Here is a 25476-nt window from a genome sequence, read left to right as displayed (position 1 = left end):
TCAATCCTCCTTCTTGAGGCGCGCCTTCAGCGCGGCGAGTTCGGCATCCACCTTGTCGCTCTGGCGCAGCTCGGCGATTTCCTCTTCCAGCGTCTTCGGCACGCCCAGGCCCAGCGCTTCCGCGCGGCCCTCGGCATCGTCGACGCGGCGTTCCAGGATGTCGAAGCGGCTGAACGCCTCGTGAGTCTTGGGGCCGGCGTACATCTCGCGGAGGCGGTAGCGGTTGTTGGCGCTTTCCAGCCGCGTCTGGACGTTGGACTGCTTGGCGCGCGCCTCGGTCAGCTTCTTCTGCAGCTTGGCGATATCCTCTTCCGACGCGCGCAGCGCATCGTCCAGGACCTTTACCTCGATCATCAGCTGCTCGGCCATGTCGCCGGCCTTCTGCTTCTCGACGAGCGCCGCCTTGGCCAGGTCTTCGCGGTCCTTCGACAGCGCCAGTTCCGCCTTTTCCTGCCAGCTCGCCTGCAGCTGGTCGAGCTTGTTAATGTGGCGGCGCATTTCCTTTTGGTCGGCGATCGTGCGGGCGGCACTGGCGCGCACCTCGACCAGCGTCTCCTCCATTTCGAGGATGATCATGCGGATCATCTTCGCCGGATCTTCCGCCTTTTCCAGCAGGTCGGCGAAATTGGCGGCGACGATGTCGCGGGTGCGGGAAAAGATGCCCATCGTGTCGGTGCTCCTCAAAATCATGGCCGGGGCGGGCCGGGACCGTGGCCCGCCCCGGTTTGGGACCGCTTTACGCAACCTGGCGGGCGGTCGTCACGCTGGTCTGGTGTGCCGTCGCCGGTCCCACCGCGCCAGCGACGCAGGTCGCGCTGAACAGGACGGTGCAGACGATGGCGGCAAACTTGCGACCGATCTCGGTGTTGAACATGGAAACCTCCTGAAAACCTTGGTGTCTGTGTGCCGCTCGATGCGGTATGCCAGCAGCATTGCAGGAGGCGTGCCAATTCCGAAAACGGCGGATTTCCGCCGTTTCGGAGTGTATTATTTTCCTGGACCACCGATGAACACTTGCGCATTCTTGGTGTTTTCCGCCAGAAGTTGGCGATGCAGCGGACGACACAGGTCATCGGTCAATCGGGCGCCTTTCTGGACGCGCTGGAACGGGCCAGTCGCGCCGCCGCGCTCGACCGCCCGGTGCTGGTGATCGGCGAACGCGGCACCGGCAAGGAGCTGGTCGCCGAGCGCCTCCACCGCCTGTCGCCGCGCTGGGACCAGCCGCTGGTCATCATGAATTGCGCCGCGCTGCCGGAATCGCTGATCGAGGCCGAATTGTTCGGGCATGAGGCGGGCGCCTTCACCGGCGCCACCAAGGCGCGCGCGGGGCGGTTCGAAGAGGCGCATGGCGGCACCCTGTTCCTCGACGAGCTCGGCACGCTGTCGATGGCGGCGCAGGACCGGCTGCTGCGCGCGGTGGAATATGGCGAGGTGACGCGGATCGGATCGTCGCGGCCGATGCGTGTCGACGTGCGTATCGTCGCGGCGACCAACGAACATCTGCCCGACAAGGTCGACGCGCATGAGTTCCGCGCCGATCTGCTCGACCGGTTGAGCTTCGAGGTGGTGACGCTGCCCCCCTTGCGCGCGCGCTCCGGCGACATTGCGGTGCTGGCGGATCATTTCGGGCGGCGCATGGCGTCAGAGATCGGCTGGGAGCGCTGGCCCGGCTTCGGCCCGCGTGCGCTCGACCAGCTGCTGACGCACCGCTGGCCCGGCAACGTGCGCGAGCTGCGCAACGTGGTGGAGCGCGCGGTCTATCGCTGGGAAGGCGAGGGGCCGGTCGACGGCATCGAGATCGACCCCTTCGCCTCGCCCTATCGCCCGCAGGACGGTGCGCGGCGCGGGGCGAGCGGCGGCAGCACGCCGACGCCGGCTCCCGCGCCATCCTCCCCGTCGGCGGAGGTGGAGGACAGCCCCGTCGCCGCCTGCGATGCCGGCCCGTCCGACTTCAAGTCGCGCGTCGCCCGCTTCGAACGCGAACTGCTGGCCCGCGCACTCGCCGAGCACCGCTTCAACCAGCGCGCGACGGCGGAGGCGCTGGGCCTGAGCTACGACCAATTGCGCCACGCGCTGCGCCGCCACGACTTGATCAACGCGAACGGGTGAGGGACGCCGCCCGCCCCACACACCGTCACCCCGGACTTGGTCCGGGGTCTACTCCGCGGCGAGGGGGACAGCCGGAGCCTCTTGCCGTTCCCTCGCGGCCCGGTGGACCCCGGACCAAGTCCGGGGTGACGAAGTAGGGGGGGCACTCCGTCATCACCGTCACCCCGGCCGCAGAGCCGGGGTCCCGCTTCTTCTTCTCCCCGCCCGTCATACAAAGCGGGACCCCGGATCAAGTCCGGGGTGACGGGTTCGCCGTCATCACGCTTGCGTAACGGCGTGGGAGCGTTAGGCCCGCTTCCGCGTTAACGCGGGGACGCAACGTCCCCACCTTTTGGAAGGAGCCTTTCCCATGGCATTCGAACTGCCGCCGCTGCCCTACGCTTATGACGCGCTGGAGCCGGTCATCTCGAAGGAGACGATGACCTTCCACCACGACAAGCATCACGCCGCCTACACCAACAAGCTGAACGAAGGCGTCGCCGCCGACCCGAAGCTGGAAGGCAAGACGATCGAGGAGATCCTCGGCATGATCTCGTCGCTGCCCCCGCTGATCCGCAACAACGGCGGCGGCTTCTGGAACCACGATTTCTTCTGGAAGATCATGGGGCCGAAGGGTTCGACCCAGCCGTCGGGCGCGCTGAAGGATGCGATCGACGCCTACGGCGGCCTCGACAAGCTGAAGGAAGACTTCAACACCAAGGGCGCGGGCCAGTTCGGCTCGGGCTGGGCCTGGGTGATCAAGGATTCGTCGGGCGCGCTGAAGGTGACGTCGACGCCGAACCAGGACAATCCGCTGATGGACGATGCCAAGGAACCCGGCACGCCGATCCTGGGTAACGACGTGTGGGAACACGCCTATTACCTCACCTACATGAACGACCGCCCCGGCTATCTGAAGGCGTGGTGGGACGTCGTGAACTGGGACGAGGCCGGCAAGCGCTTCGACGCGGCGTAACGCCCCAAACTCCTCCCTCGCTTTAGCGGGGGAGGGGGACCGCCGGCGCAGCCGGTGGTGCAGGGGGCGTATCCGCGAACGCAAGGTTCGCCCTGTCCGCCCCCTCCGTCACCACCTGCGGCGGCGCCACCTCCCCCTGGCGGGGGAGGACTTATTGAGGCGGAATATCCGCCTCCGGATTTGCGTCGGTATTCAGCCCGTGCCGCAGCAGCATCGGGATATTCGCAAACGCGAACAACAGGGTCAGCGGGATCGCGCCCCACAGCTTGAACCCGACCCAGAAATCCCAGTTCGTGTTGCGCCACACCGCTTCGTTCAGCGCCGCCATCACGACGAAGAACAGCGCCCAGTTGCGCGTCAGCTTACGCCAGCCCTCGGCCGTCAGCCCCGGATAGGCGGTGCCGAGCAACCCTTCCAGCAGCGGCCGTCCGGTCAGCAGGCCGAAGCCCAGCAGAACCGCGAACATCGCATAGACGAGGGTCGGCTTCATCTGGATGAACTTCGGGTCGTGGAAATAGACGGTCAGCCCGCCGAACACGACGACGAACCCGCCCGAAATCCACAGCATCGGCGAGATATGGCCGAGCTTGCGCTTCGACACGATCATCGCCGCGATGGTGGCGAGGACGAAGGCGGTGGTCGCGACGATCACCTTGGCGATCACCAGCGCGCCCGCGCGGTCGAGGTCGGACAGGAAGCCGGTGCTCGCCCCGACCAGCCGGATGGCGAGGGCTGCGGGGAACAGGAAATTGACCGCGAAGAACACGAGCAGCGGCCCGTATTCGACACCCAACCGCACGCCGGGGGAGGATTCCTGGGGAACGTGGGTCATGCCGCCATCTCCCCACCCGTCACCCCGGCTTCGAGCCGGGGTCCCGCTTCTTCTTCGAACCGCGCGGACAAGCGGGACCCCGGCTCAAGGCCGGGGTGACGGAGTGCAGGCGACGTTACCGACCCCCACGCGGCGGGAATCCAGACTGGCTGACCTTGCGGCTCCATCGCTGACGTTCGCCAATCTGGATTCCCGCCTTCGCGGGAATGACGAACGTGGATGGCGATAGGCGACATCACTTCCGCCCCCCCGCATCGACACCGGCGATAATCCGCGCCACCTCGTTCGCATCGAACGGGCGCAAGTCCGTCATCCCTTCGCCCACCCCGATCGCATGGATCGGCAACCCATATTTCTCCGCCGCCGCGACCAGCACGCCGCCGCGCGCGGTGCCGTCGAGCTTCGTCATCACGAGGCCGGTGACACCCGCCACTTCCTTGAACACCTCGATCTGCGACAGCGCATTCTGCCCCGTCGTCGCGTCCAGCACCAACACGACGTCATGCGGCGAAGCCGGATTGATCCGCCCCAGCACGCGGCGGATTTTCGCCAGCTCGTCCATCAACTCGCGCTTGTTCTGCAGGCGGCCGGCGGTGTCGACGATCAGCACGTCGATGCCCGTCTCGGTCGCCTTCTTGACGGCATCCCACACCACGCCCGCGGCATCGCCGCCCTCCGGCCCGGTGACGATCGGCACGCCGACCCGCTCCGCCCAGGTGGCGAGCTGGCCGATCGCGGCGGCGCGGAACGTGTCGCCCGCGGCCAGCATCACGCCATAGTCCTGCTCCATCAGCAGGTGCGCGAGCTTGGCGATCGTCGTCGTCTTGCCCGATCCGTTGACGCCGATCACCAGGATCACCTGCGGCCGCGGAAAGGCTTCGATCTCGATCGGCTTGGCGACCTTGGCGAGCGCCTTTTCCACCTCTTCGGCGACGACCAGGCGGATGCCCAGCTCTTCCATGTTTCGCTCGAACGTGCCTTCGGACAGGCGCGCGCGGATCTTTCCCGCGGTATCGGGGCCGAGGTCGGACGCGATCAGCGCCTCCTCCACCTCGTCCAGCGTCGCATCGTCCAGCCGCGCGCCGCCGAGTCCGGCGAGGTTGCCGACCAGCCGGTCGGACGTCTTCTTGAAGCCGCCGAGCAGGCGCTCGTGCCAGGAGGGGGTGGTGCTCATGAAATCGTACCTAGCAGATGGGTGTCGGTTGCAGCGGTGATGCGGACTTGCACCACCTGTCCCGTTCGCGCTTCCATTACCGTTCGCCCTGAGCCTGTCGAAGGGCTGCTTTCCACACGCGCCACGCTTGCGGATAGTTGGGCTTCGACAGTGGACAGGTCGTCGAGGCCCCCGGCCTCGACTGGAACGTCCGGGGGACGTTCCACCTGTCCACCAGCCCGAACGGGGAGGGGGGCGCAGTCGGTCAGCAGTACCTCGGCGAAATTGCCGGCGTGGCCGCGGGTTCCCGGCCGCTCGACCAGCACGTCCTGCACGCTGCCGGTAAGGCTCGCAAGCCAGGCCGCCCGGCGTCGTCCGGCGCTCGCGCGCAGCCGCTCGGCGCGGTCCTTGATCGCAGCGGGCGCGACCTGCGGCATGCGCGCGGCGGGGGTGCCGGCGCGCGGGGAATAAGGGAAGATATGGCCATGGACGATATCGGCATCGTCGATCAGCGCCAGCGTATCGGCGAACATGCCCTCATCCTCGGTCGGAAAGCCCGCGATCAGGTCCGCACCGATCGCGATCTCGGGGCGCGCCGCCTTCAGTCGCGCGACCATATCCACGGATTGTGCACGCGAATGCCGCCGCTTCATCCGCTTCAGGATCATGTCGCTGCCCGCCTGGAACGACAGATGCAGGTGCGGCATCACCCGCGGCTCGCCCGTCACCAGCTCGAACAGCCGATCGTCGATTTCGATCGAATCGAGCGACGACAGCCGCAGCCGCGCGAGCGCCGGCACGTGCCGCAGGATACGTTCGACCAGCAGGCCCAGCGTCGGCGCGCCGGGCAGATCGTGGCCATAACTCGTCAGATCGACCCCGGTCAGCACCACCTCGTGATGGCCCGCTTCGACCAGGCCCGCGATCCGATCGACCACCGCGCCCGCCGGCACCGATCGGCTGGGACCCCGGCCGAAGGGGATGGCGCAGAAGGTGCAGCGATGATCGCAGCCATTCTGCACCTCGACGAACGCGCGCGCATGGCCGGTGAAGCTCGCGGCGAGGTGAGGGGCCGTCTCGCGCAACGCCATGATATCGCCGACGACGACGGGTTCCAGGCTCGCCCAGGCGGCGGGGTTCAGCTTCTCGCCATTCCCGATCACCCGGTCCACCTCCGCCATGGCGGCAAAGCCGGCGGGGTCGATCTGCGCCGCGCAGCCGGTGACGACGATCTGCGCATCAGGACGGTCGCGCCGCGCCCGCCGCACCGCCTGGCGGCTCGCCTTCACCGCCGCATTGGTCACCGCGCAGGAATTGACGACCACGGTATCGCGCCCCGCCAGCAGGGCACGGATCGTTTCGCTCTCGGCGATGTTGAGACGGCAGCCGAGGGAGATGACCTCTGGCGCGGGAGCAGACATGACGCGCGATCTAGTGAGGGACGGCGCCCAAGTCCATGACATGGCGGCCGCGGTATTGGACTTCTGGTTCGGCCTGACCCAGGAACAGCATTTCGCCAAGGACGATGGCCTCGACCGGCAGATCGCCGACCGCTTCGGCGCGATGCGCGACGGCGTGCTGCGCGGCGATGCGGAGGGGTGGCGCGACGATCCCGACGCCTTGCTCGCCGCGATCATCCTGCTCGACCAATTTTCCCGCAACATCCATCGCGACACGGCGCAGGCGTTCGCGGCGGATGACCTCGCCGTCGAGCTGACGCTGGATGCGATCGCCAAGGGCTGGGAAGGGCGCTTTCCCCCGGAGCGGCGCGTGTTCCTGTACATGCCGCTGATGCACGCGGAGAACCTCGGCCTGCAAAACCTGTCGGTCGAGAAATTCGAGGACCTGGGGCTGGCGGAGAACATCGCCTTCGCCAAGGACCACCGCGACGTCATCGCGCAATACGGCCGCTTCCCCAGCCGCAACGCCGCGCTGGGGCGGGAGTCGACCAAGGCGGAACAGACGTATCTCGCGCAGCCGGATGCGGGTTGGTAGGAGCACCTCCTTCTTCGTCATCCCGGCGCACGCCGGGATCCATGGACACGGCAAGGCCAGCGTTGCGCACCCGCTCGAGATGCGTCGCAACCATGGATCCCGGCGCGCGCCGGGATGACGAGGGGTAGGGCACGCCCTCGCCAAAAAAGCCCGTCATTCCCGCGAAGGCGGGAATCCAGACTGGCAGGCCTCGCGCTTCTATCGCCGACGGCATAGGTTATGGATTCCCGCCTCCGCGGGAATGACGTGGGCTGAGGGGTATCGGCACCCCCCACACCCACCCCTCGTCACCCCGGCCCTGAGCCGGGGTCCCGCTTCTTCCCCACGGCCGGCAAGTAGAGGGACCCCGGATCAAGCCCGTGAGGCCACCCCCAAACCCCGCCCCCTTGCCACCACGCCCCATTTCCCCTACACGCCCACCCACGTTCCACCACGGAATGCGATCGAGGACGCGCCCACGGGTGCACGCTGGCCGGCGAGGTTTCGCCCGCCGGCGTCTTTTGCGTTGTGTGGTATGATGAGGATTTGAGGCGATGTTCGACAGTCTGAGCGACCGGCTTGGCGGCGTATTCGACCGCCTCCGCGGCCGTGGCGCGCTGACCGAGGCCGATGTGCGGACCGCGATGCGCGAAGTGCGCGTCGCACTGCTCGAGGCTGACGTCGCGCTGCCGGTCGCCCGCCAGTTCGTCGACAAGGTGACCGAAGAGGCGGTCGGCCAGAACGTCTTGCGCTCGGTCACGCCGGGGCAGCAGGTCGTCAAGATCGTCAATGACGCGCTGGTCGAGATGCTCGGCGCGGACGAGAGCGAGCTGAACCTGTCGGTCACGCCGCCCGCGGTCGTGATGATGGTCGGCCTGCAAGGCTCGGGCAAGACGACCAGCACCGCCAAGATCGCCAAGCGCCTGTCGGGCCGCGATCGCAAGAAGGTGCTGATGGCGTCGCTCGACGTCAATCGCCCGGCGGCGCAGGAGCAGCTCGCAACCCTCGGCAAGCAGATCGACGTCGCGACGCTGCCGATCGTCGCCGGTCAGCAGCCGGTCGATATCGCCCGCCGCGCGCTCCAGTCGGCGAAGCTGCAGGGCTTCGACGTGCTGATGCTCGACACCGCCGGCCGCCTGCACGTCGACCAGGCGCTGATGGACGAGATGAAGGCGGTCGCCGACATCGCGACCCCGCAGGAAATCCTGCTCGTCGTCGACTCGTTGACCGGTCAGGACGCGGTCAACGTCGCGACCAACTTCTCCGAACAGGTGCCGCTGACCGGCGTCGTGCTGACCCGAATGGACGGTGATGCGCGCGGCGGTGCGGCGCTGTCGATGCGCGCCGTCACCGGCAAGCCGATCAAGTTCGCCGGCACCGGCGAAAAGATGGACGCGCTGGAGGCGTTCCACCCGTCGCGCGTCGCCGGCCGCATCCTCGGCATGGGCGACGTCGTCAGCCTGGTCGAGCGCGCCGCGGAGTCGATCCAGCAGGAAGACGCCGAGCGGATGACCGCGCGGCTCGCAAAGGGTCAGTTCGACATGAACGACCTGCGCGGCCAGCTCGCGCAGATGCGCCGCATGGGCGGCCTCGGCGCGCTTGCCGGCATGATGCCGGGGATGAAGAAGGCGCAGGGCGCGCTCGCGCAGGCGGGCGGCGACAAGGTGCTGATCCACATGGACGCGATGATCGGCTCGATGACCGTGAAGGAGCGCTCCAAGCCCGAGCTGATCAATGCCAAGCGCAAGATCCGCATTGCCAAGGGATCGGGCACGACGGTGCAGGAGGTGAACAAGCTCCTGAAGATGCACCAGGAAATGTCCACCGCCATGAAGAAGATCAAGAAGATGGGCGGGCTGAAGGGCATGATGGCCATGCTCGGCAAGGGCGGCATGGGCGGCCTCGGCAACGCGCTCGGCGGCGCCGGCCTCGGCGAGATGATGGACAAGGCGGGCGGCGGCCTCCCCAAGGGCCTGCCCGGCCTCGGTGGCGGTCAGGACGGCATGCCCAAGCTGCCCCCCGGCTTCGAGAACCTTCTCAAGAAGAAATAACAGAACACTGTAACTGCATTAAAACGAAGGACTAACTACCATGGCACTCAGCATTCGTCTGTCGCGCGGCGGCTCCAAGAAGCGCCCGTATTACCGCATCGTCGTCGCCGATGCCCGTTCGCCCCGCGACGGCAAGTTCATCGAGAAGATCGGCAACTACAACCCGCTGCTCGCCAAGGACGCCGAGAACCGCATCGTGCTCGATGCCGAGCGCGCCAAGTACTGGCTGTCGAACGGCGCGCAGCCGACCGACCGCGTCGCGCGCTTCCTCGATCAGGCCGGCGTGCGTGAGCGCGCGGCGCGCAACAACCCGAACAAGGGCAAGCCGGGCGAAAAGGCCACCGAGCGCGCCGAAGAGCGTGCCGAGAAGCTGAAGGCGCAGGAAGAAGCGGCCGCCGCCGCTGCCGCCGCCCCGGCGGAAGAGGCTCCCGCCGAAGAGACCACCGAGGCGTAAGCTTCGAGGCCGACCCTCCGATGCGCAGGCATCGAAGGTGAAACTGGTGCGTTGAGCCGTCCTTACCCGAGGAGGTTCACGCACCATGGCCATCGATCCCGATCCCCGCACCGCGCCCGATGAGACGTTCGAGGACGCTGCGGTGAACGCGCCCAACGAGGGCGTTTCCGCTACCGATCCCGCAGAAGGGGATGACGATGCCCCAGCAGGCACCGACGGATCACCCGACCAAGGCTGACGCGCCCGTCGTTCTCGCGGTCGTCATCGGCGCGCATGGCGTCAACGGCCAGGTGCGGCTCAAGGTCTTCGCCGAGGATTTCGGCACCTATAAGAGCTTCAACGGCGGCGCGCTGACGCTGAAGTCGACGCAATCGGGCAACAACGGCCTGATCGCCCGCTTCGCCGAAGTCGCCGATCGCAACGCAGCCGAGGCATTGCGCGGCACCGAACTCATCGTCCCCCGCTCGGCGCTGCCGCCGCTGGGGGAGGGCGAATATTATCACGCCGATCTCATCGGCCTGCCCGCCGTGTCGACCACGGGCGAAGACCTGGGCCGCGTCGTGCTCGTCGAAAATTTCGGTGCCGGCGACGTGCTCGAAATCGAACGCGCCAACGGCAAGCGCTTCATGATCCCCATGAACGCCGACGCCGTGCCGGAGTGGAGCGCAAACGCGCTGACGGTAAACGCCGACTTCGTGGAGTAACGCTTCCCCAAACCCCCCGTCACCCCGGACTCGTTCCGGGGGCCACTGGGCCACGGGGGGTCGTTAAAGCCTCTAGCCGTCCCCCTCGCCGCGGAGTGGACCCCGGACCAAGTCCGGGGTGACGGGGGGTAAACCGCCCCATCACCTCACCGCCAAAGCCGCCCACGCTCCGCCAGCAAATTCCGGATCGTCGTCGCGGCAACGCCCGCTTCGCCCATCGCATGGCTGATCTGGTCCAGCCCCTTCACCACGTCACCCGCCGCGAACAGCCCGGCCACGCTGGTGCGCTGATGGTCGTCCACCTCCAGGCATCCTTCGTCGCTCGCCCGCGCGCCCGCCGCGATCGCCAGGTGCGACCGAATCCGCGACCCCAGCGCCGGATAGACGCTGTCGAACGCCATCCGCCCGCCCGCGGTATCCAGCGCGATCCGGTCGCCCTCGATCGCCCAGCCGCCACACGGGCCGTCGACGCGCACGATCCCCGCCTCGTCCAGCGTCGCCGCGCAGGCTGCATCCAGCGCGTGTTCCGCCTCCGGTGCGATCAGCGTCACGTCGCGCGTGTAGCCGCGCAGGAACAGCGCCTCGCGCATCCCATGGTCGCCGGTGCCGATCACGCCGACGCGCTTGTCGGTCACCTCATAGCCGTCGCAGATCGGGCAATAGCGCATCAGCCCGCGCTCCAGCGCCGGGTCGTGCACCTCGGGCAGGATATTGGGTCGGTGGTTCACCACGCCCGTCGCCAGCAACACGGTGCGCGCGCGAAAGTCGCCATCATCGGTGACGATACGGAAATCGTCGCCCTCGGGCACAATCGCCGTGACCTTCTTGTCCTCGCGATACGCACCGTATTTTTCGGCCTGCTCGCGCATCAGCCGCAGCAGCTCCTTGCCCGCAATCCCCTCGGGATAGCCGGCATGGTTGCGCGTACAGGGGATCATCGCCGCGCGGCTCGACCCGCTGTCGAACAGCCGAATGGAAAGATGAAAGCGCGCCAGATAGATCGCCGCGGTCAGCCCGGCCGGCCCCGCGCCGATGATGATGCAATCGTCCACGCCGTCGTCCCCTGAACCGTCGCCTTGCCCCACGTCCGTCATGTATATACATCCTGTCTATACGGAGGCATGGCATGGGTAACGAATATCGCGCCAAGGTGTTCAAATCGGGCAATTCGGTCGCGCTGCGCCTGCCGAAGGCGCTCGGCCTGAAGGAAGGCGACGAGATGCTGCTGCGCGAGGAGCGGGGCAGTTTCATCGTCGAACCCGCGCCGGTCGTCCCGAAGAAGATCGACCTCACCGGCATCTACGGCTCGTGTCCGGGGATCAAGCCGGTCGAACGGCTCGACATGGCGCCGCGCGAGCTGGACTGGGACGGGAAGCTGCTTCGCCGATGACCGCACCGCGCTTTCTGCTCGATACCAATATCCTCGTCTATCTCATTGCCGGCGAACGCGATCTTCTCCGGGATCGCGTCCAGCAGCACGAGCCGGGCACGATCGTGACGTCGACATTGTGCGTCGCCGAAGCGCTGTACGGCATCACCGATTATGACCAGAAGGTCGCGCTCGATCGGCTGCTGACCGTGATCGAGCCGCTGCCCTTCGGAATGCCGGAAGCCCGGCGTTTCCCGGATGTGCCGTTCCGACGCGGCAAGCTCGATCGCTTCATCGCGGCCCATGCGTTGGCGACCGGCCTGACGATCGTCACCAACAACGAAGCCGACTTCGCCGACATTCCCGGCCTCCAAATCGAAAACTGGACCCAATGACCTTCGCCGCCACTGTCCTCACTTTGTACCCGGAGATGTTCCCCGGCCCGTTGGGCGTATCCCTCGCCGGTCGCGCCCTCAGGGAAGGGGGCTGGACCTGCGATCCCGTCCAGATCCGCGACTTCGCCACCGACAAGCATCGCTCCGTCGACGACACGCCCGCGGGCGGCGGCGCCGGCATGGTGCTGCGCGCCGACGTGCTGGCGGCGGCGGTGGACAGCGTCGCCGACGACCGCCCGATCCTCGCCATGACGCCGCGCGGCGCGCCGCTCACCCAGAGCCGCGTTCGCGCGCTCGCGAACGGCCCCGGCGTTATCATCCTGTGCGGCCGGTTCGAAGGCTTCGACGAACGCCTGTTCGAGGGCCGCGAGATCGAACAAGTCTCGATCGGCGACTACATATTGTCGGGCGGCGAGATGGGGGCGCTGGTGTTGCTCGACGCTTGCATTCGGCTGCGTCCCGGCGTAATGGGCGCGCCTTCCAGCGGGGATGACGAGAGCTTCGAAACGGGGCTGCTCGAATATCCGCAATATACCCGTCCCTATGAATGGGAAGGGCGCACGATCCCCGAAGTGCTGCGATCGGGGGATCATGCGAAGATCGCGGCCTGGCGGCAACACCAGGCAGAGGTCGATACACGGCTACGGAGGCCGGACCTTTGGGAGCGCCATGAGGGCGCTCGGGTCCAACCTCCCTCTGGCGCGCGGCGACGTAAGGACTGAAGTCATGAACCTCATTCAGCAGCTCGAAGCCGAGCAGATCGAAAAGCTGACCGCCAAGCGCGCGATCCCCGAATTCCGTCCCGGCGACACGCTGAAGGTCGGCGTGAAGGTCGTCGAAGGCGAGCGTACCCGCGTCCAGAACTACGAAGGCGTGTGCATCGCGCGGTCGAACAAGGGCATGGGCTCGTCGTTCACCGTCCGCAAGATCAGCTTCGGCGAGGGCGTCGAGCGCGTCTTCCCGCTCTATTCGCCGAACATCGATTCGATCGACGTCGTCCGCAAGGGCGCCGTGCGTCGTGCGAAGCTCTATTATCTGCGTGGCCGCACCGGCAAGTCGGCGCGTATCGCCGAACGTCGCGACACGCGCCCCGCGAAGGGCACCGCCGCCGCGGAGTAATCCGCAGCGTTGCGAGACATGGAAAGGGCGCGGGGGGCAACTCCCGCGCCCTTTTTCGTGCGCGGGCGACGCGGCTACCCGCGCTCCTCTGCCAGCGATTTGGTCAGCACGATGAAATGCAGGTCGGGGCGCTTGGGTCGGCCGAAGCGTTCGTCGGCATAGGGGAACGGTTCGGTGTCACCGGTCGGGCGATAGCCGCGCCGCGCATACCAGGCGATCAGCGTGTCTCGGACGTGGACGACGGTCATGCGGATGCGGGTGCCCCCGCGCGCCCGGGCCCATGCCTCCGCGGCCGCCAGCAGCCGCCGGCCCGCGCCGCCATTCTGAAGCCGCGGATCGACGGCCAGCGACCCAAGATACCAATCGCCATCGCCCTCAGGCTTCAGCCATACGCACCCCTGTATGGCCTCGCCGAACCGCCAGACGAGCAATGTGGCGTCGGGATAGTCCGACCGCTCCTGGTGCAGCAGCGCTACCGTGGTGCGGTCGCCATCGATCAGCGCGGCCTCGCTGTTCCAGCCGGCGCCGCTGTCCGCACCGCGATAGGCCCGGTTCAGCAGTGCGGCGATCGCGGGCAATGCGTCGTCGGTGGCCGGCTGCAAGTCCACCGCGATCCTGCTGGATGCTCGCTCGCTGATCGATCGGGCGTCCAGACGGCGCTCGATCTCGGCGATCTGCGCGATGAAACTGCCCGGCAGATCGTGCGTGACCTCCTGCACGGCGGCGTCCACCATCGGCCAGATCGATCTGCGCCCCACCGCCACCGCATGTATCCCCGTCTCGGTCAGCGTAACGATGGCCTGCCGCCGGTCCGCGGCCGGCCGAGACACCGCCACCAAGCCGGCATCGGCCAGCTTCGTCACGGCCTTGGTCATCGAAGGCTGGGTAACACCCAGCGCGCTGGCGAGCGCGCCGACGCTGAGCTCGGTCTGCGCATCCAGCGTCGCCAGCACCGAAAACAGCCCCGGCGGCACCGACAGGCCCGCCTGCCCGGTAAAGGCCGCCGCATCCGCCTGCATCCGGTCGCCCAGCCGCTTCAACCGGCTACCCAGAAACAGATGCGGATTGCCCTCCACCACGCCGTCCATAACACCTCCATTCTATAGCCGGCTATAGAATGCCTGGATCGAGGCAATTGGCAAGGGGAGGGGTGACCTGACACCAAGACCAGACGACCCGCCGTTTGCGTCAGGCGGGCACCGTGTCGTGCCTCATCCCCGCCACGAACGCCTGCCATGCCCCGCTGGGCGCCAGCCGCGCCCGCGCCGCGGCCGGCACGCGTACGCCCACCACCCGCGTCAGCTCGAACCCTGCCAGCGCGGGCATCGCCACACCCGGCGCGCGCAGGCTGTACGGCATCACCGTAATCCCCAGCCCCGCCGCCACATAGGCCGCAGCGCGATCGTCGCTCACCGTCCGGGCCGCCATGAACGGGCGGACGCCGCGCGCGGTGAAGAAGCGGCTGACCAGCGGCAACGCCTCGCACTGGCGCCGCACGATCATCGTCTCGCCGGCGATATCCTCCGCAGTCACACTGGCGCGGTGGGCGAGGGGGTGCGCCGTCGCCATCGCCACGCCATAGCCTTCTTCGAACAACCGCACGTCCTCCCCATCGCGCGCGACGCCGGGGCCGAGCAGCGCATCGATGCGACCATGGTCCAGCTTGCCCTGCAATTCGCTCGTCCGCCCTTCGACGATCTCGATCCGTTCGTCCGGCGCCGCGGCCCGCGCGGCCGCCAGCGCCGCGCCCAGCGCGATGGTGGAGACGGTCGGCGCGACGCCGATGCGGATCAGCCGATGCGGCGGCGTCGCCTGGACCGCGCGTTCGGCGGCGGCGAACTCCGCCTCGATCCGCCGGGCATGATCGACGAAGCGCGTCCCCGCCTCGGTCAGCCGCACCCGCCGCCCGCTGCGGTCGAACAATTGCTGGCCGAGCAGCGCCTCCAGCTTGGCGATCCCGGCCGACAGCGTCGGCTGCGTCACCCGCGCGCTGGCAGCGGCCGCAGAAAAGCTCCCCTGATCGACGACGCCAAGACAATAGCGGATCAGATAGCGGTCGATCATAGATGTCATCTATACGTCGCCGCGTCCGCTGTCGATTTTCCCTGCCGCCCGTGCCTGTGGTAGCAGGGGTGCAAAGATATAAGGAGCGGATGTGACACCCGATTTCGATTTCGCCCTCGGCGAGGCCGCGGACATGATCCGCGACTCGACGCAGCGCTTTGCCACCGACCGGATCGCGCCGCTCGCCGTCAAGATCGACGCCGACGACTGGTTTCCAAAGGCCGAGCTGTGGACCGCGATGGGCGAGCTCGGCCTGCACGGCATCACCGTCGAGGAAGCCGACGGCGGGCTCGGCCTCGGCTATCTCGAACATGTCGTCGCGGTGGAGGAAGTCAGCCGCGCCTCGGCCTCGATCGGCCTCAGCTATGGCGCGCATTCGAATCTCTGCATCAACCAGATCCGCCGCTGGGCGAACGCGGAGCAAAAGGCGAAATACCTGCCCAAGCTGATCAGCGGCGAACACGTCGGCAGCCTCGCCATGTCCGAAGCGGGCGCGGGCAGCGACGTCGTCTCGATGAAGCTGCGCGCCGAGGCGCGAGGAGACGGCTACGTCCTCAACGGCACCAAATTCTGGATCACCAACGCGGCGTACGCCGACACGCTGGTCGTCTATGCGAAGACGGGTGAGGGGTCGCGCGGCATCACCGCCTTCCTGATCGAAAAGGGGATGCCCGGCTTCAGCATCGGGCAAAAGATCGACAAGATGGGCATGCGCGGCTCGCCGACCGCGGAACTCGTGTTCGACGATTGCTACGTGTCCGCCGAACAGATCATGGGGCCGCTCAACGGCGGCGTCGGCGTGCTGATGAGCGGCCTCGATTACGAGCGCGCGGTGCTCGCCGGCATTCAGCTCGGCATCATGCAGGCGTGCCTCGACGTGGTCGTACCCTTCGTGCGCGATCGTAAACAGTTCGGCCAGCCGATCGGCCAATTCCAGCTGATGCAGGGCAAGATCGCCGACATGTATGTCGCGCTCAACTCGGCGCGCGCCTATGTCTATGCCGTCGCCAAGAGCTGCGACGCCGGCAAGACCACCCGCTTCGATGCCGCCGGCGCGATCCTGCTGGCGAGCGAAAATGCGGTCAAGGTCGCGCTGGAGGCGATCCAGGCCCTGGGCGGTGCCGGCTACACCAAGGACTGGCCGGTCGAGCGCTTCATGCGCGACGCCAAGCTGCTCGACATCGGCGCCGGCACCAACGAAATCCGCCGCATGCTGATCGGCCGCGAACTCATCGGCGCCGCGCCGAAGGTGGCGCAGTGATCGGGGTCATGCACTCCTCCCCCGCAAGGGGGAGGGGGACCGTTCGGCGCAAGCCGAATGGTGGAGGGGGAGGGCGGCGACGTCCTCTCCAACGCGGCGAGACCCTGTCCTCCCCCTCCGTCACCGCTTCGCGGCGCCACCTCCCCCTGGCGGGGGAGGATCGTCAAATCCGCCGCGCCCCTTCCGCCGGAGCCCCCGCATGACCGGCCCCACGCTCCCCACCACCGTCGCTCGCGACGGCGAGGCCTTCGCCCGTAACGCCGCGCACAACCGCGCGCTCGCCGACCGCCTGCGCGCCGACGTCGCGACGGCGGGCCTCGGCGGCAACGCCAAATCCCGCGAGCGCCACACCGCCCGCGGCAAGCTGCTTCCCCGCAATCGCGTCGAACGCCTGCTCGATCCCGGCAGCGCCTTCCTCGAAATCGGCCAGCTCGCCGCCCACGGCCTCTACGACGATGACGTCCCCGGCGCGGGCATGATCGCCGGCATCGGCCGCGTCTCGGGCCGCCAGGTCATGATCGTCTGCAACGACGCGACGGTGAAGGGCGGCACCTACTTCCCGCTGACCGTGAAGAAGCACCTGCGCGCCCAGGAAATCGCGCAGGAAAACCGCCTGCCGTGCATCTACCTCGTCGACAGCGGCGGCGCCAACCTGCCGCATCAGGCGGAAGTCTTCCCCGACCGCGATCACTTCGGCCGCATCTTCTTCAACCAGGCGAACATGTCGGCGCTCGGCATCCCGCAGATCGCCTGCGTCATGGGCAGCTGCACCGCGGGCGGCGCCTATGTCCCCGCCATGTCCGATGAGACGATCATCGTCCGCGGGCAGGGGACGATCTTCCTCGCCGGCCCGCCGCTGGTGAAGGCCGCGACCGGAGAGGTCATCAGCGCCGAAGACTTAGGGGGCGCCGACACGCACGGCCGCCGTTCGGGCGTGGTCGACCATGTTGCCGAAAACGACGACCACGCGCTGTCGATCGTCCGCGACATCGTCGCGACGCTGCCCGAACAGACCGGCCCGCAAATCGCCCCGGCGCGCTCCCCGCTCTACCCGGCGGACGACCTCTACGGCCTGATCCCCGACGACGTCCGTGCGCCGTACGACGTCCACGAGGTGATCGCGCGCCTGGTCGACGGCTCCGAATTCCACGAATTCAAGGCGCTGTACGGCACGTCGCTGGTCTGCGGCTTCGCCACCATCCACGGCCTGCCCGTCGCCATCCTCGCCAACAATGGCGTGCTGTTCAGTGAAAGCGCGCAAAAGGGCGCGCATTTCATCGAACTTGCCTGCCAGCGCAAAATCCCGCTGCTGTTCCTCCAGAACATTTCGGGCTTCATGGTGGGTGGGAAGTATGAGGCGGAAGGCATTGCGAAGCATGGCGCCAAGCTCGTCACCGCCGTCGCCACGGCGAGCGTGCCGAAGATCACCATCCTGATCGGCGGCAGCTTCGGCGCGGGCAATTACGGCATGTGCGGCCGCGCCTATTCGCCCCGCTTCCTGTTCACCTGGCCCAACAGCCGGATCAGCGTGATGGGCGGCGAACAGGCGGCCAGCGTCCTCGCCACCGTCCACCGGGACGCGGACAGCTGGACCCCCGAACAGGCCGAAGCCTTCAAGGCCCCCGTCCGCGCCAAATACGAAGACGAGGGCAACCCCTGGTACGCCACCGCGCGCCTGTGGGACGACGGCATCATCGATCCCGCGCAGACCCGCGACGTCCTCGGCCTCAGTCTCGCCGCCTGCCTCAACGCCCCCATCTCGGAGCGGCCCAGCTTCGGCGTGTTCCGGATGTGATCGCCGGGACCCGCCTATTCCTCCCCAAGCGCCGCTTGGGGAGGGGGACCGCCGGCCGCAGGCCGGTGGTGGAGGGGCATGCGCACCTGTGCGGCCGCCACCACCAGCCGGACGACGGCCTCCAGATCGCGCAGCACCTCGCGTGCAGACACCCGCAACGTCTCGATCCCATGGACCGCCAGAATCGCATCCCGCCGCTCGTCACGCTCCGGCCGATCGCCGCGATCATGCGCCTCGCCATCGACCTCGACCGCCAGCCGCGCCGCCGCGCAGTAGAAATCCAGGACGAACGGCCCCGCCGGATGTTGTCGCCTGAACTTCAAACTCGAAGGCCGCGCACGCAAGACCGACCACAACGCGACCTCGGGCACCGTCATCGCGCGGCGCAACTGGCGCGCGTGGCGCACTGTCCGTCCCGGTTTGTCGAGCATCGGGCAGGCCCCTCCACCATGCTTCGCATGGTCCCCCTCCCCGAGACAAGCTCGGGGAGGATAGGGGGAGGCCGGATGACGCTGTCCTACACGCTCCCGCCTGTGGTATGGCGATAGCGCATGGCCGCGCTCCTCGCCCCTGCCTCGCACACCCCGGTACGTTTCTCGCCCCCGCAGCCCCCGGTGTCCGGGACACGACGTACCCTCCACTTCGTCCACTTCCAGCAACATTTCCCCCGGAGCGCCCCGTGATCGAATCGCTGCTCATCGCCAACCGCGGCGAGATCGCCTGCCGCATCATCCGCACCGCGCGCGGCCTCGGCATCCGCACGATCGCGGTCCATTCCGACGCCGACGCGACCGCGCTGCACGTCCGCGAGGCCGACGAAGCCGTCGCGATCGGCGGCCCGCGCCCGGCGGAAAGCTATCTGATCGGCGAGCGCATCATCGCCGCCGCGCAAGCCACCGGCGCACAGGCGATCCACCCCGGCTACGGTTTCCTCAGCGAAAACGCCGACTTCGCGCAGGCGGTGCAGGACGCGGGCCTGATCTGGGTGGGCCCCAATCCCGACAGCATCCGCGCGATGGGGCTGAAAGACGCCGCCAAGGCGCGGATGATCGCCGCCGGCGTACCCGTCACCCCCGGCTATCTCGGCGAAGACCAGTCGCCCGATCGCCTCCGGTCCGAGGCCGATGCGATCGGCTATCCCGTCCTCATCAAGGCGGTGGCGGGCGGCGGCGGCAAGGGCATGCGCCGTGTCGATGATGCCGCCGATTTCGCCGAAGCGCTCGCTAGCTGCCAGCGCGAGGCGGCGGCCTCGTTCGGCGACGACCGCGTCTTGCTCGAAAAATACGTGCTGAGCCCTCGCCATATCGAGGTGCAGGTGTTCGGCGACAGCCACGGCAACGTCGTCCATCTGTTCGAACGCGACTGCTCGCTCCAGCGCCGCCACCAGAAGGTGATCGAGGAAGCCCCCGCGCCCGGCATGGACTCCGCGACCCGCGAGGCGGTCTGCGCCGCCGCCGTCCGCGCCGCGCAGGCGGTCGACTATGTCGGCGCCGGCACGATCGAATTCATCGCCGACGCCAGCGAAGGCCTGAACGCCGACCGCATCTGGTTCATGGAGATGAACACCCGGCTCCAGGTCGAGCATCCCGTGACAGAGATGATCACCGGCCAGGACCTCGTCGAATGGCAGTTGCGGGTCGCGAGCGGCGAACCGCTGCCCTGCCGTCAGGATCAATTGGCGATCCACGGCCACGCGATGGAAGCGCGCCTGTATGCCGAAGACCCGGCCAAGGGCTTCCTCCCCAGCATCGGCCGCCTCGACGCCTTCGATCTCGGCGACACCGTGCGCGTCGATACCGGGGTGGAACAGGGCGCGACGATCACCCCCTATTACGATCCGATGATCGCCAAGGTGATCGCCCATGGCGACACCCGCGAAGAGGCGCGCGAAACGCTCGCCGACGCGCTCGACGCCGCGATCGTCTGGCCGCTGCGCAGCAATGCGGGCTTCCTCGTCGAGGCGCTCGACCACCCCGCCTTCGTCGCCGCGACCCTCGACACCGGCCTCATCGCCCGCGAAGGCGATGCGCTGATGCCGCCCGCGCTGCCCAGCGAAGAGGTGCTGGTCGAAGCCGCCCAGGCGCTCGCCGGCCCGCAACCGCTGCCGGGCTTCCGCCTCAACGCCGCGCCGCGCCAGGTGGCGATGCTGTCGGTGGCGGGGGAGCCGGTGGAGGTCGATTTTAGCCACCCCGCCTCACCCCCGTTCGCCCGGCACCCCAAACTCCCGTTCGCCCTGAGCCTGTCGAAGGGCGGCTCCCCCCAAGCGACCGGTTCGCGTTTGGGAACCAGCCCTTCGACAGGCTCAGGGCGAACGGATGTGGTGGCCCCCGACCGCCTCCTCGTCACCGAAGGCGGCCAGACGTGGGAAATCACCCCCTATCGTGCCGCCGCCGCCGCGGCCGGCGGGGCAGGGGATGGCGCGATCCTGTCGCCGATGCCCGGCCGCATCATCGCGGTCGATGTCACCGCCGGCCAATCCGTCACCAAGGGCCAGCGCCTCGTCACTTTGGAGGCGATGAAGATGGAACACAGCCTCACCGCCCCCTTCGACGGCGTGGTCGCAGACCTCACCGCCACGCCCGAGGCGCAGGTGCCCGAAGGCACGCTTCTCGTCCGCATCGAACCGCAGGGAGAGCAATAATGGCCGGTCGCTTCTACGACGAATGGCAGGTCGGCGACCGCCTGACGCACGACATCCGGCGCACCGTGACCGAGACGGACAACCTCCTGTTCTCGACCATGACGCACAACCCGCAGCCGCTCCACCTCGACGCCGAAGCGGCGAAGGCAAGCGAGTTCGGCCAGATCCTCGTCAACGGCACCTTCACCTTCGCATTGATGGTCGGCCTGTCGGTCGGCGACACGACGCTCGGTACTTTGGTCGCGAACCTTGGCTACGACAAATTGGTGATGCCCAAGCCGGTCTTCATCGGCGACACGCTCCGCGCCGAAACCGAAGTCGTGGAACTGCGCGACAGCAAGTCCCGCCCCGACGCCGGCCTCGTCACCTTCCGCCACATCCTCCTCAACCAGCGCGACGAACCGGTGTGCCAGTGCCTGCGGACGGCGTTGTTGAAGCGAAAGGGGGCGTAACGCCCGCCCCAACCACCCGTCACCCCGGACTAGTTCCGGGGTCCACTCTGCGGCGAGGGGGATGGCCGGAGCCTCTTGCCGTCCCCTCGCGGCCCGGTGGACCCCGGAACAAGTCCGGGGTGACGTAGAAAGAGCAGAACCCCCTATCGCACCGCAGCAAAGTTTTTCTTGCGGTTCATCCACCGGATCGATGGGCTATCCCGCCCCATCCGCTACCCAGCGCAACGATTCCAAAAGGGGCTGAACCGTGACCATCATCAGCGAACTCCTCGCCGCCGCCAGCGCCGCAGCGCTTGCCCAGGCAGCGCCGCAAGCCGCACCGCAGACTGAAGCCGCCCAATCGGCCCCCGTCGCCGACGCCGCCTCGACCGCTGATGCCAATAATCCAGATGGGGGCCAGGACATCATCGTCACCGGCACCCGCGCCGCCGGCCGCAGCCGCCTCGACAGCGTCGCCCCCGTCGACGTTCTAAGCGGCGCCAGCCTGCAACGGCAGGGCACCACCGAACTTGCGACGGCGCTCGCCACCGTCGCCCCCTCGATCAACTTCCCGCGGCCTTCCGCTAACGACGCGACCGATGCGATCCGCCCGGCGACGCTGCGCGGCCTGTCGCCCGACCAGACGCTGGTGCTCATCAACGGTATCCGCGGCCACACCTCCGCCAACCTCAACACCAACGGCACCGTGGGCCGCGGTTCGGCGGCGGTCGACCTCAACACCATCCCGACGGTGGCGCTCGACCGGATCGAGGTGCTGCGCGACGGCGCCTCGGCGCAGTACGGCTCGGACGCGATTGCCGGCGTCGTCAACCTCCGCCTTCGCGAAGCCCGCTCGGGCGGCGGCGCGCAGGTCAATTACGGCTTCTACGACACGCAGGTCGATACGGCACGCGGCAGCCGCCACGTCACCGGCGAACACACCGTCACTGCCTCGGCCTGGCAGGGCATCGGCTTCGGCAGCGATGGCTTCGTCACCGTCTCGGGCGAGTACCTCAAGCGCCAGCCGACCAACCGCGCCGACTTCGATCCGCGCGTGACGCCGACCCGCGTCACCGGCCGCTATGGCGACCCGGAGGTCGAACAGTTCACCGGCTTCGTCAACGCCGGCACCTCGCTGACTGACAATCTGAAGCTGTACGCCTTCGGCGGCTATCAGGACCGCGACACCCGCGGCGCCGCCTTCCCGCGCATCCGCGCCGACAATGCCAGCGCCGCGACGATCACCCAGCTGACGCTTGCCGGCTATCCCAACGGCTTCCTGCCGATCATCAATACCAAGTCGAAGGATATCAATTCGGCGATCGGCCTGCGGGGCACCGTGTCGGACTTCGACGTCGATCTGTCGCTGAGCTATGGCCGCAACACCGTCGACTTCCGCACGCTGAATTCGGCGAACTACGCCTATGGGTCGAGCACCCCGCGCAACTTCTACGACGGCGCGGTCGCCTACGACCAGTACGTCGCCGGCCTCGACGTCACCCGCAAGTTCGACGTCTTCCAGTCGCTGAACGTCGCCTTCGGCATCGAGGGGCGCCGCGAAGGTTATAAGATCACGCCGGGCGAGCGCGCCTCCTACGATTACCCGGCCGGTGCGACCGATGCGGTCGCCGGGTCGGCACCGGGCGCGCAGGGCTTCGGCGGCTTCGCCCCCCGCAACGCCACCAAGCGCAACCGCCGCAGCGGCAGCGTCTACCTCGACCTCGAAGCGCAGCTCACCGATGCGCTGCTGATCGGTCTCGCCGGCCGGGCCGAGGATTATTCGGACTTCGGCAGCACCGCCAACGGCAAATTCTCGGCGCGCTACGACGTCGCGCCCTGGTTCGCGCTGCGCGGCACCATTTCGACCGGCTTCCGCGCCCCGTCGCTGCAACAGCAATATTTCACCCAGGTCGCCTCGGTCGTCACCAACGGCGTGCCGATCCTGACCGGCACCGTGCCGTCGACCGATCCGGTCGGCGTCGCGCTCGGCGGGCGGCCGTTGCAGGCGGAAAAGTCGACCAACATCTCGCTCGGTACGGTGATCCGCGCTGGCGGCTTTGACCTGACGGTCGACGCCTATTCGATCCGCATCCGCAACCAGATCGGCCTGTCGGAGAATATTCCTGGCACGTTTAGCACGCAGGTTGCAGATCTGCTTAACAGTACAGACCAGCGATTTTCGGCGGCACGCTTCTTCATCAACGGCCTCGCCTCGACGACGAAGGGCATCGACGCCGTCGCCCACTATCGCTGGCGCACGGAAAGCGCCGGCGCGTTCGACTTCACGCTGGCGGGCAACATCAACAAGATCGACGTGACCCGCGTCCCCACCTCGACCGCGACGCTCAACCCCGCACCCACGCTGTTCGCGCGCAGCCGTATCCTGACGCTGGAACAGGGCACGCCGGGCGAGAAGATCACCGGCACGATCGACTGGTCGCTCGACAAGCTCGGCGCGCTCGCCCGCGTGACCTATTATGGCGACGTCAACCAGCCGGGTACGCTGGCGAGCGGCACTGCCGACGTCCACACCGGCCAGCATGCGATCACCGATTTCGAGCTGCGCTATTCGGCCCCCAAGGGCGCGCAGATCGGCCTCGGCGTCAGCAATCTGTTCGACGTCTACCCGGATCGCCAGATCGCCGCGAACAACTCCACCGGCGTGCTGGGTTTCCCCTATTACTCGCCGTTCGGGTTCAACGGCCGCTACCTGTACGCCCGCGTCGGCATCAACTGGTAAGCAGGGAGAGGCGGGGGACGTTACAGTCCCTCGCCCCCCACCCATTGCGCATGCGCGAACCGCCGCGCCAGCGTCCAGTTCTGCTGGCGGATATCGGGCACCGCGACCACCTCCCACAGGTCGCCGCGGGTCATCGGCCCGATGCAGAACAGCCGGTCATCGACCGTCCCGTCGGCATGGATCACCTGCGACTGGTGGTCGACGTCCAGCCCGATGCGCAAACTGTCGGGACGTGCCAGCCCCGCAGCGATCAGCTGCCGCAGCAGCGGCTCCTCGGATCGCAGCAGATCCCCCTGCGGCCCGGTGCAATTGACGATCCGCCGCGCTGACGTGGTTTCGGTTCCCGCGCTGCCCCGCGGTCGCCAGGTCAGCAAGGCGCCACCGCCCTCCGCCTCGGCCCCGACGATCCGCCCCGCGACGAAGCGCAACCGCCCCTCCGCGACCAGCGCATCGATCTTCGCCGCGATCGAGGGCGCCAGCCGATGCCGATGCACGTCCCAATACGGCCGCACATGCCGCAGGAACCGCGCCCGCGTCACCGCATCCGCCGCGCCCCACATCAGCTGCGTGACCGGGCGCAGCTCGTCCACCGCGGCGCGCCAGCCGATCGCTGCGGCGCGGGTCCGCACATGGCGGACGAGCGCCGACAGCGTCCCCGCCGGCTTCTCGCGCAACCCCGGCTGCCCCGGCAGGTCGGCATGCGCCCGCGGCGACAGCCCGCGCCGCGACAGCGCGAGGATCTCGCCGCGGAACCCCGCCGCCTCCAGCGTCAGCGCCGCATCGATCGCGGTCAGCCCACTGCCGATCAACACCACGCGATCGGCGTCGGTCAGCTCCGCCGCAATGTCGCCCGCCCAGGGATCGGACAGATAGCAGCCCGCCGGGAGCGCCGACGGATCGAGCCCGCCCGGCGTGTGCGGCGGCAGGTTGCCCAGCGCCAGCACCGCCGCATCCGCTGCAATCGCCTCGCCGCTCTGCAGCGACAGCGTCACGCCCCCGCCGCTGCGATCGATCGCGCACACCTCGCCCTCGACCAGCGCGATCCGCCCCGGATGCGCCGCCATCGCCGCGTCGAGCAACCCGCGCAGATAGCGCCCATAGATGCGCCGCGAGACGAAGGTCTTGGCATCGCCCAGTCCCTCCGCCTCCAACCAGCGCACGAAATGGCCGGGGTCGTCGGGCAGCGCGCTCATGTTGCCGGCACGCACGTTCAGCAGATGCTCGGCATGTGCCGCGCTATAGGCGACGCCGCGCGCCATCTGATGGGGGCGCCGCTCGATCAGCGTCGCGCGTGGCCCTTCGTGGCGCAGCAGGTTGATCGCGAACAGCGTCCCCGAAAAGCCGCCGCCGACGATGACGACGTGCTCGTGGCTCGACGGCGGGGCGGGCGGGCAGTCCGGCAGGCTGGTCATGGGGCGGAGCGCTATCC

General features: G+C 68.1%; 26 protein-coding genes. 16 read left to right on the top strand and 10 right to left on the bottom strand.

Translation table 11 applies throughout. The features are described from left to right. A complete protein-coding gene (gene pspA, locus SPHME3_RS0116555) occupies positions 1–666 on the bottom strand; it encodes a phage shock protein PspA (RefSeq protein WP_017978241.1) in 666 nt (221 codons plus the stop codon). 70 nt (positions 667–736) lie between these two features. Further along, positions 737–874 carry a hypothetical protein gene (locus SPHME3_RS21425; protein WP_017978242.1) on the bottom strand — a complete coding sequence of 46 codons (138 nt, stop codon included), beginning with the start codon at positions 872–874 and terminating at the stop codon, positions 737–739. A 176-nt stretch (positions 875–1050) separates the two neighbouring features. Between SPHME3_RS21425 and pspF the strand changes: the two genes are divergently transcribed. Together pspF and SPHME3_RS0116540 are read left to right on the top strand one after the other, a co-directional pair. Further along, positions 1051–2109: a phage shock protein operon transcriptional activator gene (gene pspF / locus SPHME3_RS0116545; RefSeq protein ID WP_017978243.1), complete on the top strand. Its 1059-nt coding sequence runs from the start codon at positions 1051–1053 to the stop codon at positions 2107–2109. 349 nt (positions 2110–2458) lie between these two features. After that, the gene (locus SPHME3_RS0116540; protein ID WP_017978244.1) at positions 2459–3064 is read left to right on the top strand and encodes a superoxide dismutase; all 606 of its coding nucleotides are present in this window, start codon (positions 2459–2461) and stop codon (positions 3062–3064) included. A gap of 151 nt (positions 3065–3215) precedes the next feature. Here SPHME3_RS0116540 and SPHME3_RS0116535 read toward each other — a convergent pair whose 3' ends face one another. The 3 genes from SPHME3_RS0116535 to mtaB all read right to left on the bottom strand — a co-directional run bounded on the left by SPHME3_RS0116535 (position 3216) and on the right by mtaB (position 6470). Then, complete coding sequence (locus SPHME3_RS0116535; RefSeq protein ID WP_026189127.1) at positions 3216–3896, bottom strand: septation protein A; 681 nt, start codon at positions 3894–3896, stop codon at positions 3216–3218. 235 nt (positions 3897–4131) lie between these two features. Then, positions 4132–5070, bottom strand: a complete 939-nt coding sequence (gene ftsY, locus SPHME3_RS0116530; protein WP_017978246.1) for a signal recognition particle-docking protein FtsY — start codon at positions 5068–5070, stop codon at positions 4132–4134. Further along, positions 5067–6470: a tRNA (N(6)-L-threonylcarbamoyladenosine(37)-C(2))-methylthiotransferase MtaB gene (gene mtaB, locus SPHME3_RS0116525; protein ID WP_017978247.1), complete on the bottom strand. Its 1404-nt coding sequence runs from the start codon at positions 6468–6470 to the stop codon at positions 5067–5069. The genes ftsY and mtaB overlap by 4 nt, the downstream gene beginning before the upstream one ends. On the opposite strand from mtaB, the gene SPHME3_RS0116520 reads away from it, so the two are divergent. From SPHME3_RS0116520 to rimM, 5 genes are all read left to right on the top strand, one after another. Then, positions 6469–7044, top strand: coding sequence for a DUF924 family protein (locus SPHME3_RS0116520; RefSeq protein ID WP_375292698.1), 576 nt, complete (start codon positions 6469–6471; stop codon positions 7042–7044). The two genes, mtaB and SPHME3_RS0116520, sit on opposite strands and share 2 nt — an antisense overlap. A gap of 533 nt (positions 7045–7577) precedes the next feature. After that, positions 7578–9074, top strand: a complete 1497-nt coding sequence (gene ffh, locus SPHME3_RS0116515; RefSeq protein WP_017978249.1) for a signal recognition particle protein — start codon at positions 7578–7580, stop codon at positions 9072–9074. Between the two features lie 40 nt (positions 9075–9114). Continuing rightward, positions 9115–9528 carry a 30S ribosomal protein S16 gene (rpsP, locus tag SPHME3_RS0116510; protein WP_017978250.1) on the top strand — a complete coding sequence of 138 codons (414 nt, stop codon included), beginning with the start codon at positions 9115–9117 and terminating at the stop codon, positions 9526–9528. Positions 9529–9613: 85 nt separating this feature from the next. Then, positions 9614–9766 carry a hypothetical protein gene (locus tag SPHME3_RS21420; protein WP_167509783.1) on the top strand — a complete coding sequence of 51 codons (153 nt, stop codon included), beginning with the start codon at positions 9614–9616 and terminating at the stop codon, positions 9764–9766. Then, positions 9720–10232, top strand: coding sequence for a ribosome maturation factor RimM (gene rimM / locus SPHME3_RS0116505; protein ID WP_017978251.1), 513 nt, complete (start codon positions 9720–9722; stop codon positions 10230–10232). Before SPHME3_RS21420 ends, rimM begins: the two co-directional genes overlap by 47 nt. A gap of 146 nt (positions 10233–10378) precedes the next feature. Here the strand turns inward: rimM and SPHME3_RS0116500 are convergent, their stop codons facing one another. Continuing rightward, positions 10379–11326, bottom strand: a complete 948-nt coding sequence (locus SPHME3_RS0116500; protein ID WP_017978252.1) for an NAD(P)/FAD-dependent oxidoreductase — start codon at positions 11324–11326, stop codon at positions 10379–10381. A 32-nt stretch (positions 11327–11358) separates the two neighbouring features. Here SPHME3_RS0116500 and SPHME3_RS0116495 point away from each other — a divergent pair, with 32 nt between their 5' ends. Genes SPHME3_RS0116495 through rplS form a run of 4 tightly spaced genes read left to right on the top strand, consistent with a single transcriptional unit; the run spans position 11359 to position 13115 of the window. Then, entirely contained in the window at positions 11359–11622 is a 264-nt protein-coding gene (locus SPHME3_RS0116495) for an AbrB/MazE/SpoVT family DNA-binding domain-containing protein (protein ID WP_017978253.1), read from the top strand. Beyond that, on the top strand, positions 11619–11996 hold the full coding sequence (locus SPHME3_RS0116490; protein WP_017978254.1) for a type II toxin-antitoxin system VapC family toxin: 378 nt from the start codon (positions 11619–11621) through the stop codon (positions 11994–11996). Before SPHME3_RS0116495 ends, SPHME3_RS0116490 begins: the two co-directional genes overlap by 4 nt. Continuing rightward, positions 11993–12718 carry a tRNA (guanosine(37)-N1)-methyltransferase TrmD gene (gene trmD, locus SPHME3_RS0116485; RefSeq protein ID WP_018251093.1) on the top strand — a complete coding sequence of 242 codons (726 nt, stop codon included), beginning with the start codon at positions 11993–11995 and terminating at the stop codon, positions 12716–12718. The genes SPHME3_RS0116490 and trmD overlap by 4 nt, the downstream gene beginning before the upstream one ends. 4 nt (positions 12719–12722) lie before the next feature. Further along, entirely contained in the window at positions 12723–13115 is a 393-nt protein-coding gene (rplS, locus tag SPHME3_RS0116480; RefSeq protein ID WP_017978256.1) for a 50S ribosomal protein L19, read from the top strand. Positions 13116–13189: 74 nt separating this feature from the next. Here rplS and SPHME3_RS20245 read toward each other — a convergent pair whose 3' ends face one another. Together SPHME3_RS20245 and SPHME3_RS0116470 are read right to left on the bottom strand one after the other, a co-directional pair. Beyond that, positions 13190–14203 carry a bifunctional helix-turn-helix transcriptional regulator/GNAT family N-acetyltransferase gene (locus tag SPHME3_RS20245; RefSeq protein WP_017978257.1) on the bottom strand — a complete coding sequence of 338 codons (1014 nt, stop codon included), beginning with the start codon at positions 14201–14203 and terminating at the stop codon, positions 13190–13192. 100 nt (positions 14204–14303) lie between these two features. Beyond that, the gene (locus SPHME3_RS0116470; protein ID WP_017978258.1) at positions 14304–15179 is read right to left on the bottom strand and encodes a LysR family transcriptional regulator; all 876 of its coding nucleotides are present in this window, start codon (positions 15177–15179) and stop codon (positions 14304–14306) included. Positions 15180–15312: 133 nt separating this feature from the next. Here SPHME3_RS0116470 and SPHME3_RS0116465 point away from each other — a divergent pair, with 133 nt between their 5' ends. Both SPHME3_RS0116465 and SPHME3_RS0116460 read left to right on the top strand, forming a co-directional pair. Next, on the top strand, positions 15313–16440 hold the full coding sequence (locus SPHME3_RS0116465) for an isovaleryl-CoA dehydrogenase (RefSeq protein ID WP_051066244.1): 1128 nt from the start codon (positions 15313–15315) through the stop codon (positions 16438–16440). 199 nt (positions 16441–16639) lie between these two features. After that, positions 16640–18235 (top strand): carboxyl transferase domain-containing protein, encoded by a 1596-nt coding sequence (locus SPHME3_RS0116460; protein WP_017978260.1) that lies wholly within the window; start codon positions 16640–16642, stop codon positions 18233–18235. 14 nt (positions 18236–18249) lie between these two features. On the opposite strand, the gene SPHME3_RS0116455 is transcribed toward SPHME3_RS0116460, so the two are convergent. Further along, a complete protein-coding gene (locus SPHME3_RS0116455) occupies positions 18250–18666 on the bottom strand; it encodes an endonuclease domain-containing protein (protein WP_017978261.1) in 417 nt (138 codons plus the stop codon). A gap of 248 nt (positions 18667–18914) precedes the next feature. On the opposite strand from SPHME3_RS0116455, the gene SPHME3_RS0116450 reads away from it, so the two are divergent. The 3 genes from SPHME3_RS0116450 (at position 18915) to SPHME3_RS0116440 (ending at position 24047) form a co-directional block, all read left to right on the top strand. After that, entirely contained in the window at positions 18915–20876 is a 1962-nt protein-coding gene (locus SPHME3_RS0116450) for an acetyl/propionyl/methylcrotonyl-CoA carboxylase subunit alpha (RefSeq protein ID WP_017978262.1), read from the top strand. Then, complete coding sequence (locus tag SPHME3_RS0116445; RefSeq protein ID WP_017978263.1) at positions 20876–21328, top strand: MaoC family dehydratase; 453 nt, start codon at positions 20876–20878, stop codon at positions 21326–21328. Before SPHME3_RS0116450 ends, SPHME3_RS0116445 begins: the two co-directional genes overlap by 1 nt. Before the next feature lie 247 nt (positions 21329–21575). Further along, positions 21576–24047 (top strand): TonB-dependent receptor plug domain-containing protein, encoded by a 2472-nt coding sequence (locus tag SPHME3_RS0116440; protein ID WP_017978264.1) that lies wholly within the window; start codon positions 21576–21578, stop codon positions 24045–24047. Positions 24048–24067: 20 nt separating this feature from the next. Here SPHME3_RS0116440 and SPHME3_RS0116435 read toward each other — a convergent pair whose 3' ends face one another. Next, positions 24068–25459, bottom strand: a complete 1392-nt coding sequence (locus SPHME3_RS0116435) for an FAD/NAD(P)-binding protein (RefSeq protein ID WP_017978265.1) — start codon at positions 25457–25459, stop codon at positions 24068–24070. Positions 25460–25476 lie beyond the last annotated feature (17 nt).

Origin of the sequence: Sphingomonas melonis DAPP-PG 224 (assembly GCF_000379045.1) — a bacterium.
Lineage (GTDB): Bacteria > Pseudomonadota > Alphaproteobacteria > Sphingomonadales > Sphingomonadaceae > Sphingomonas > Sphingomonas aquatilis.
This window is presented reverse-complemented; position numbering and strand designations above follow the sequence as displayed.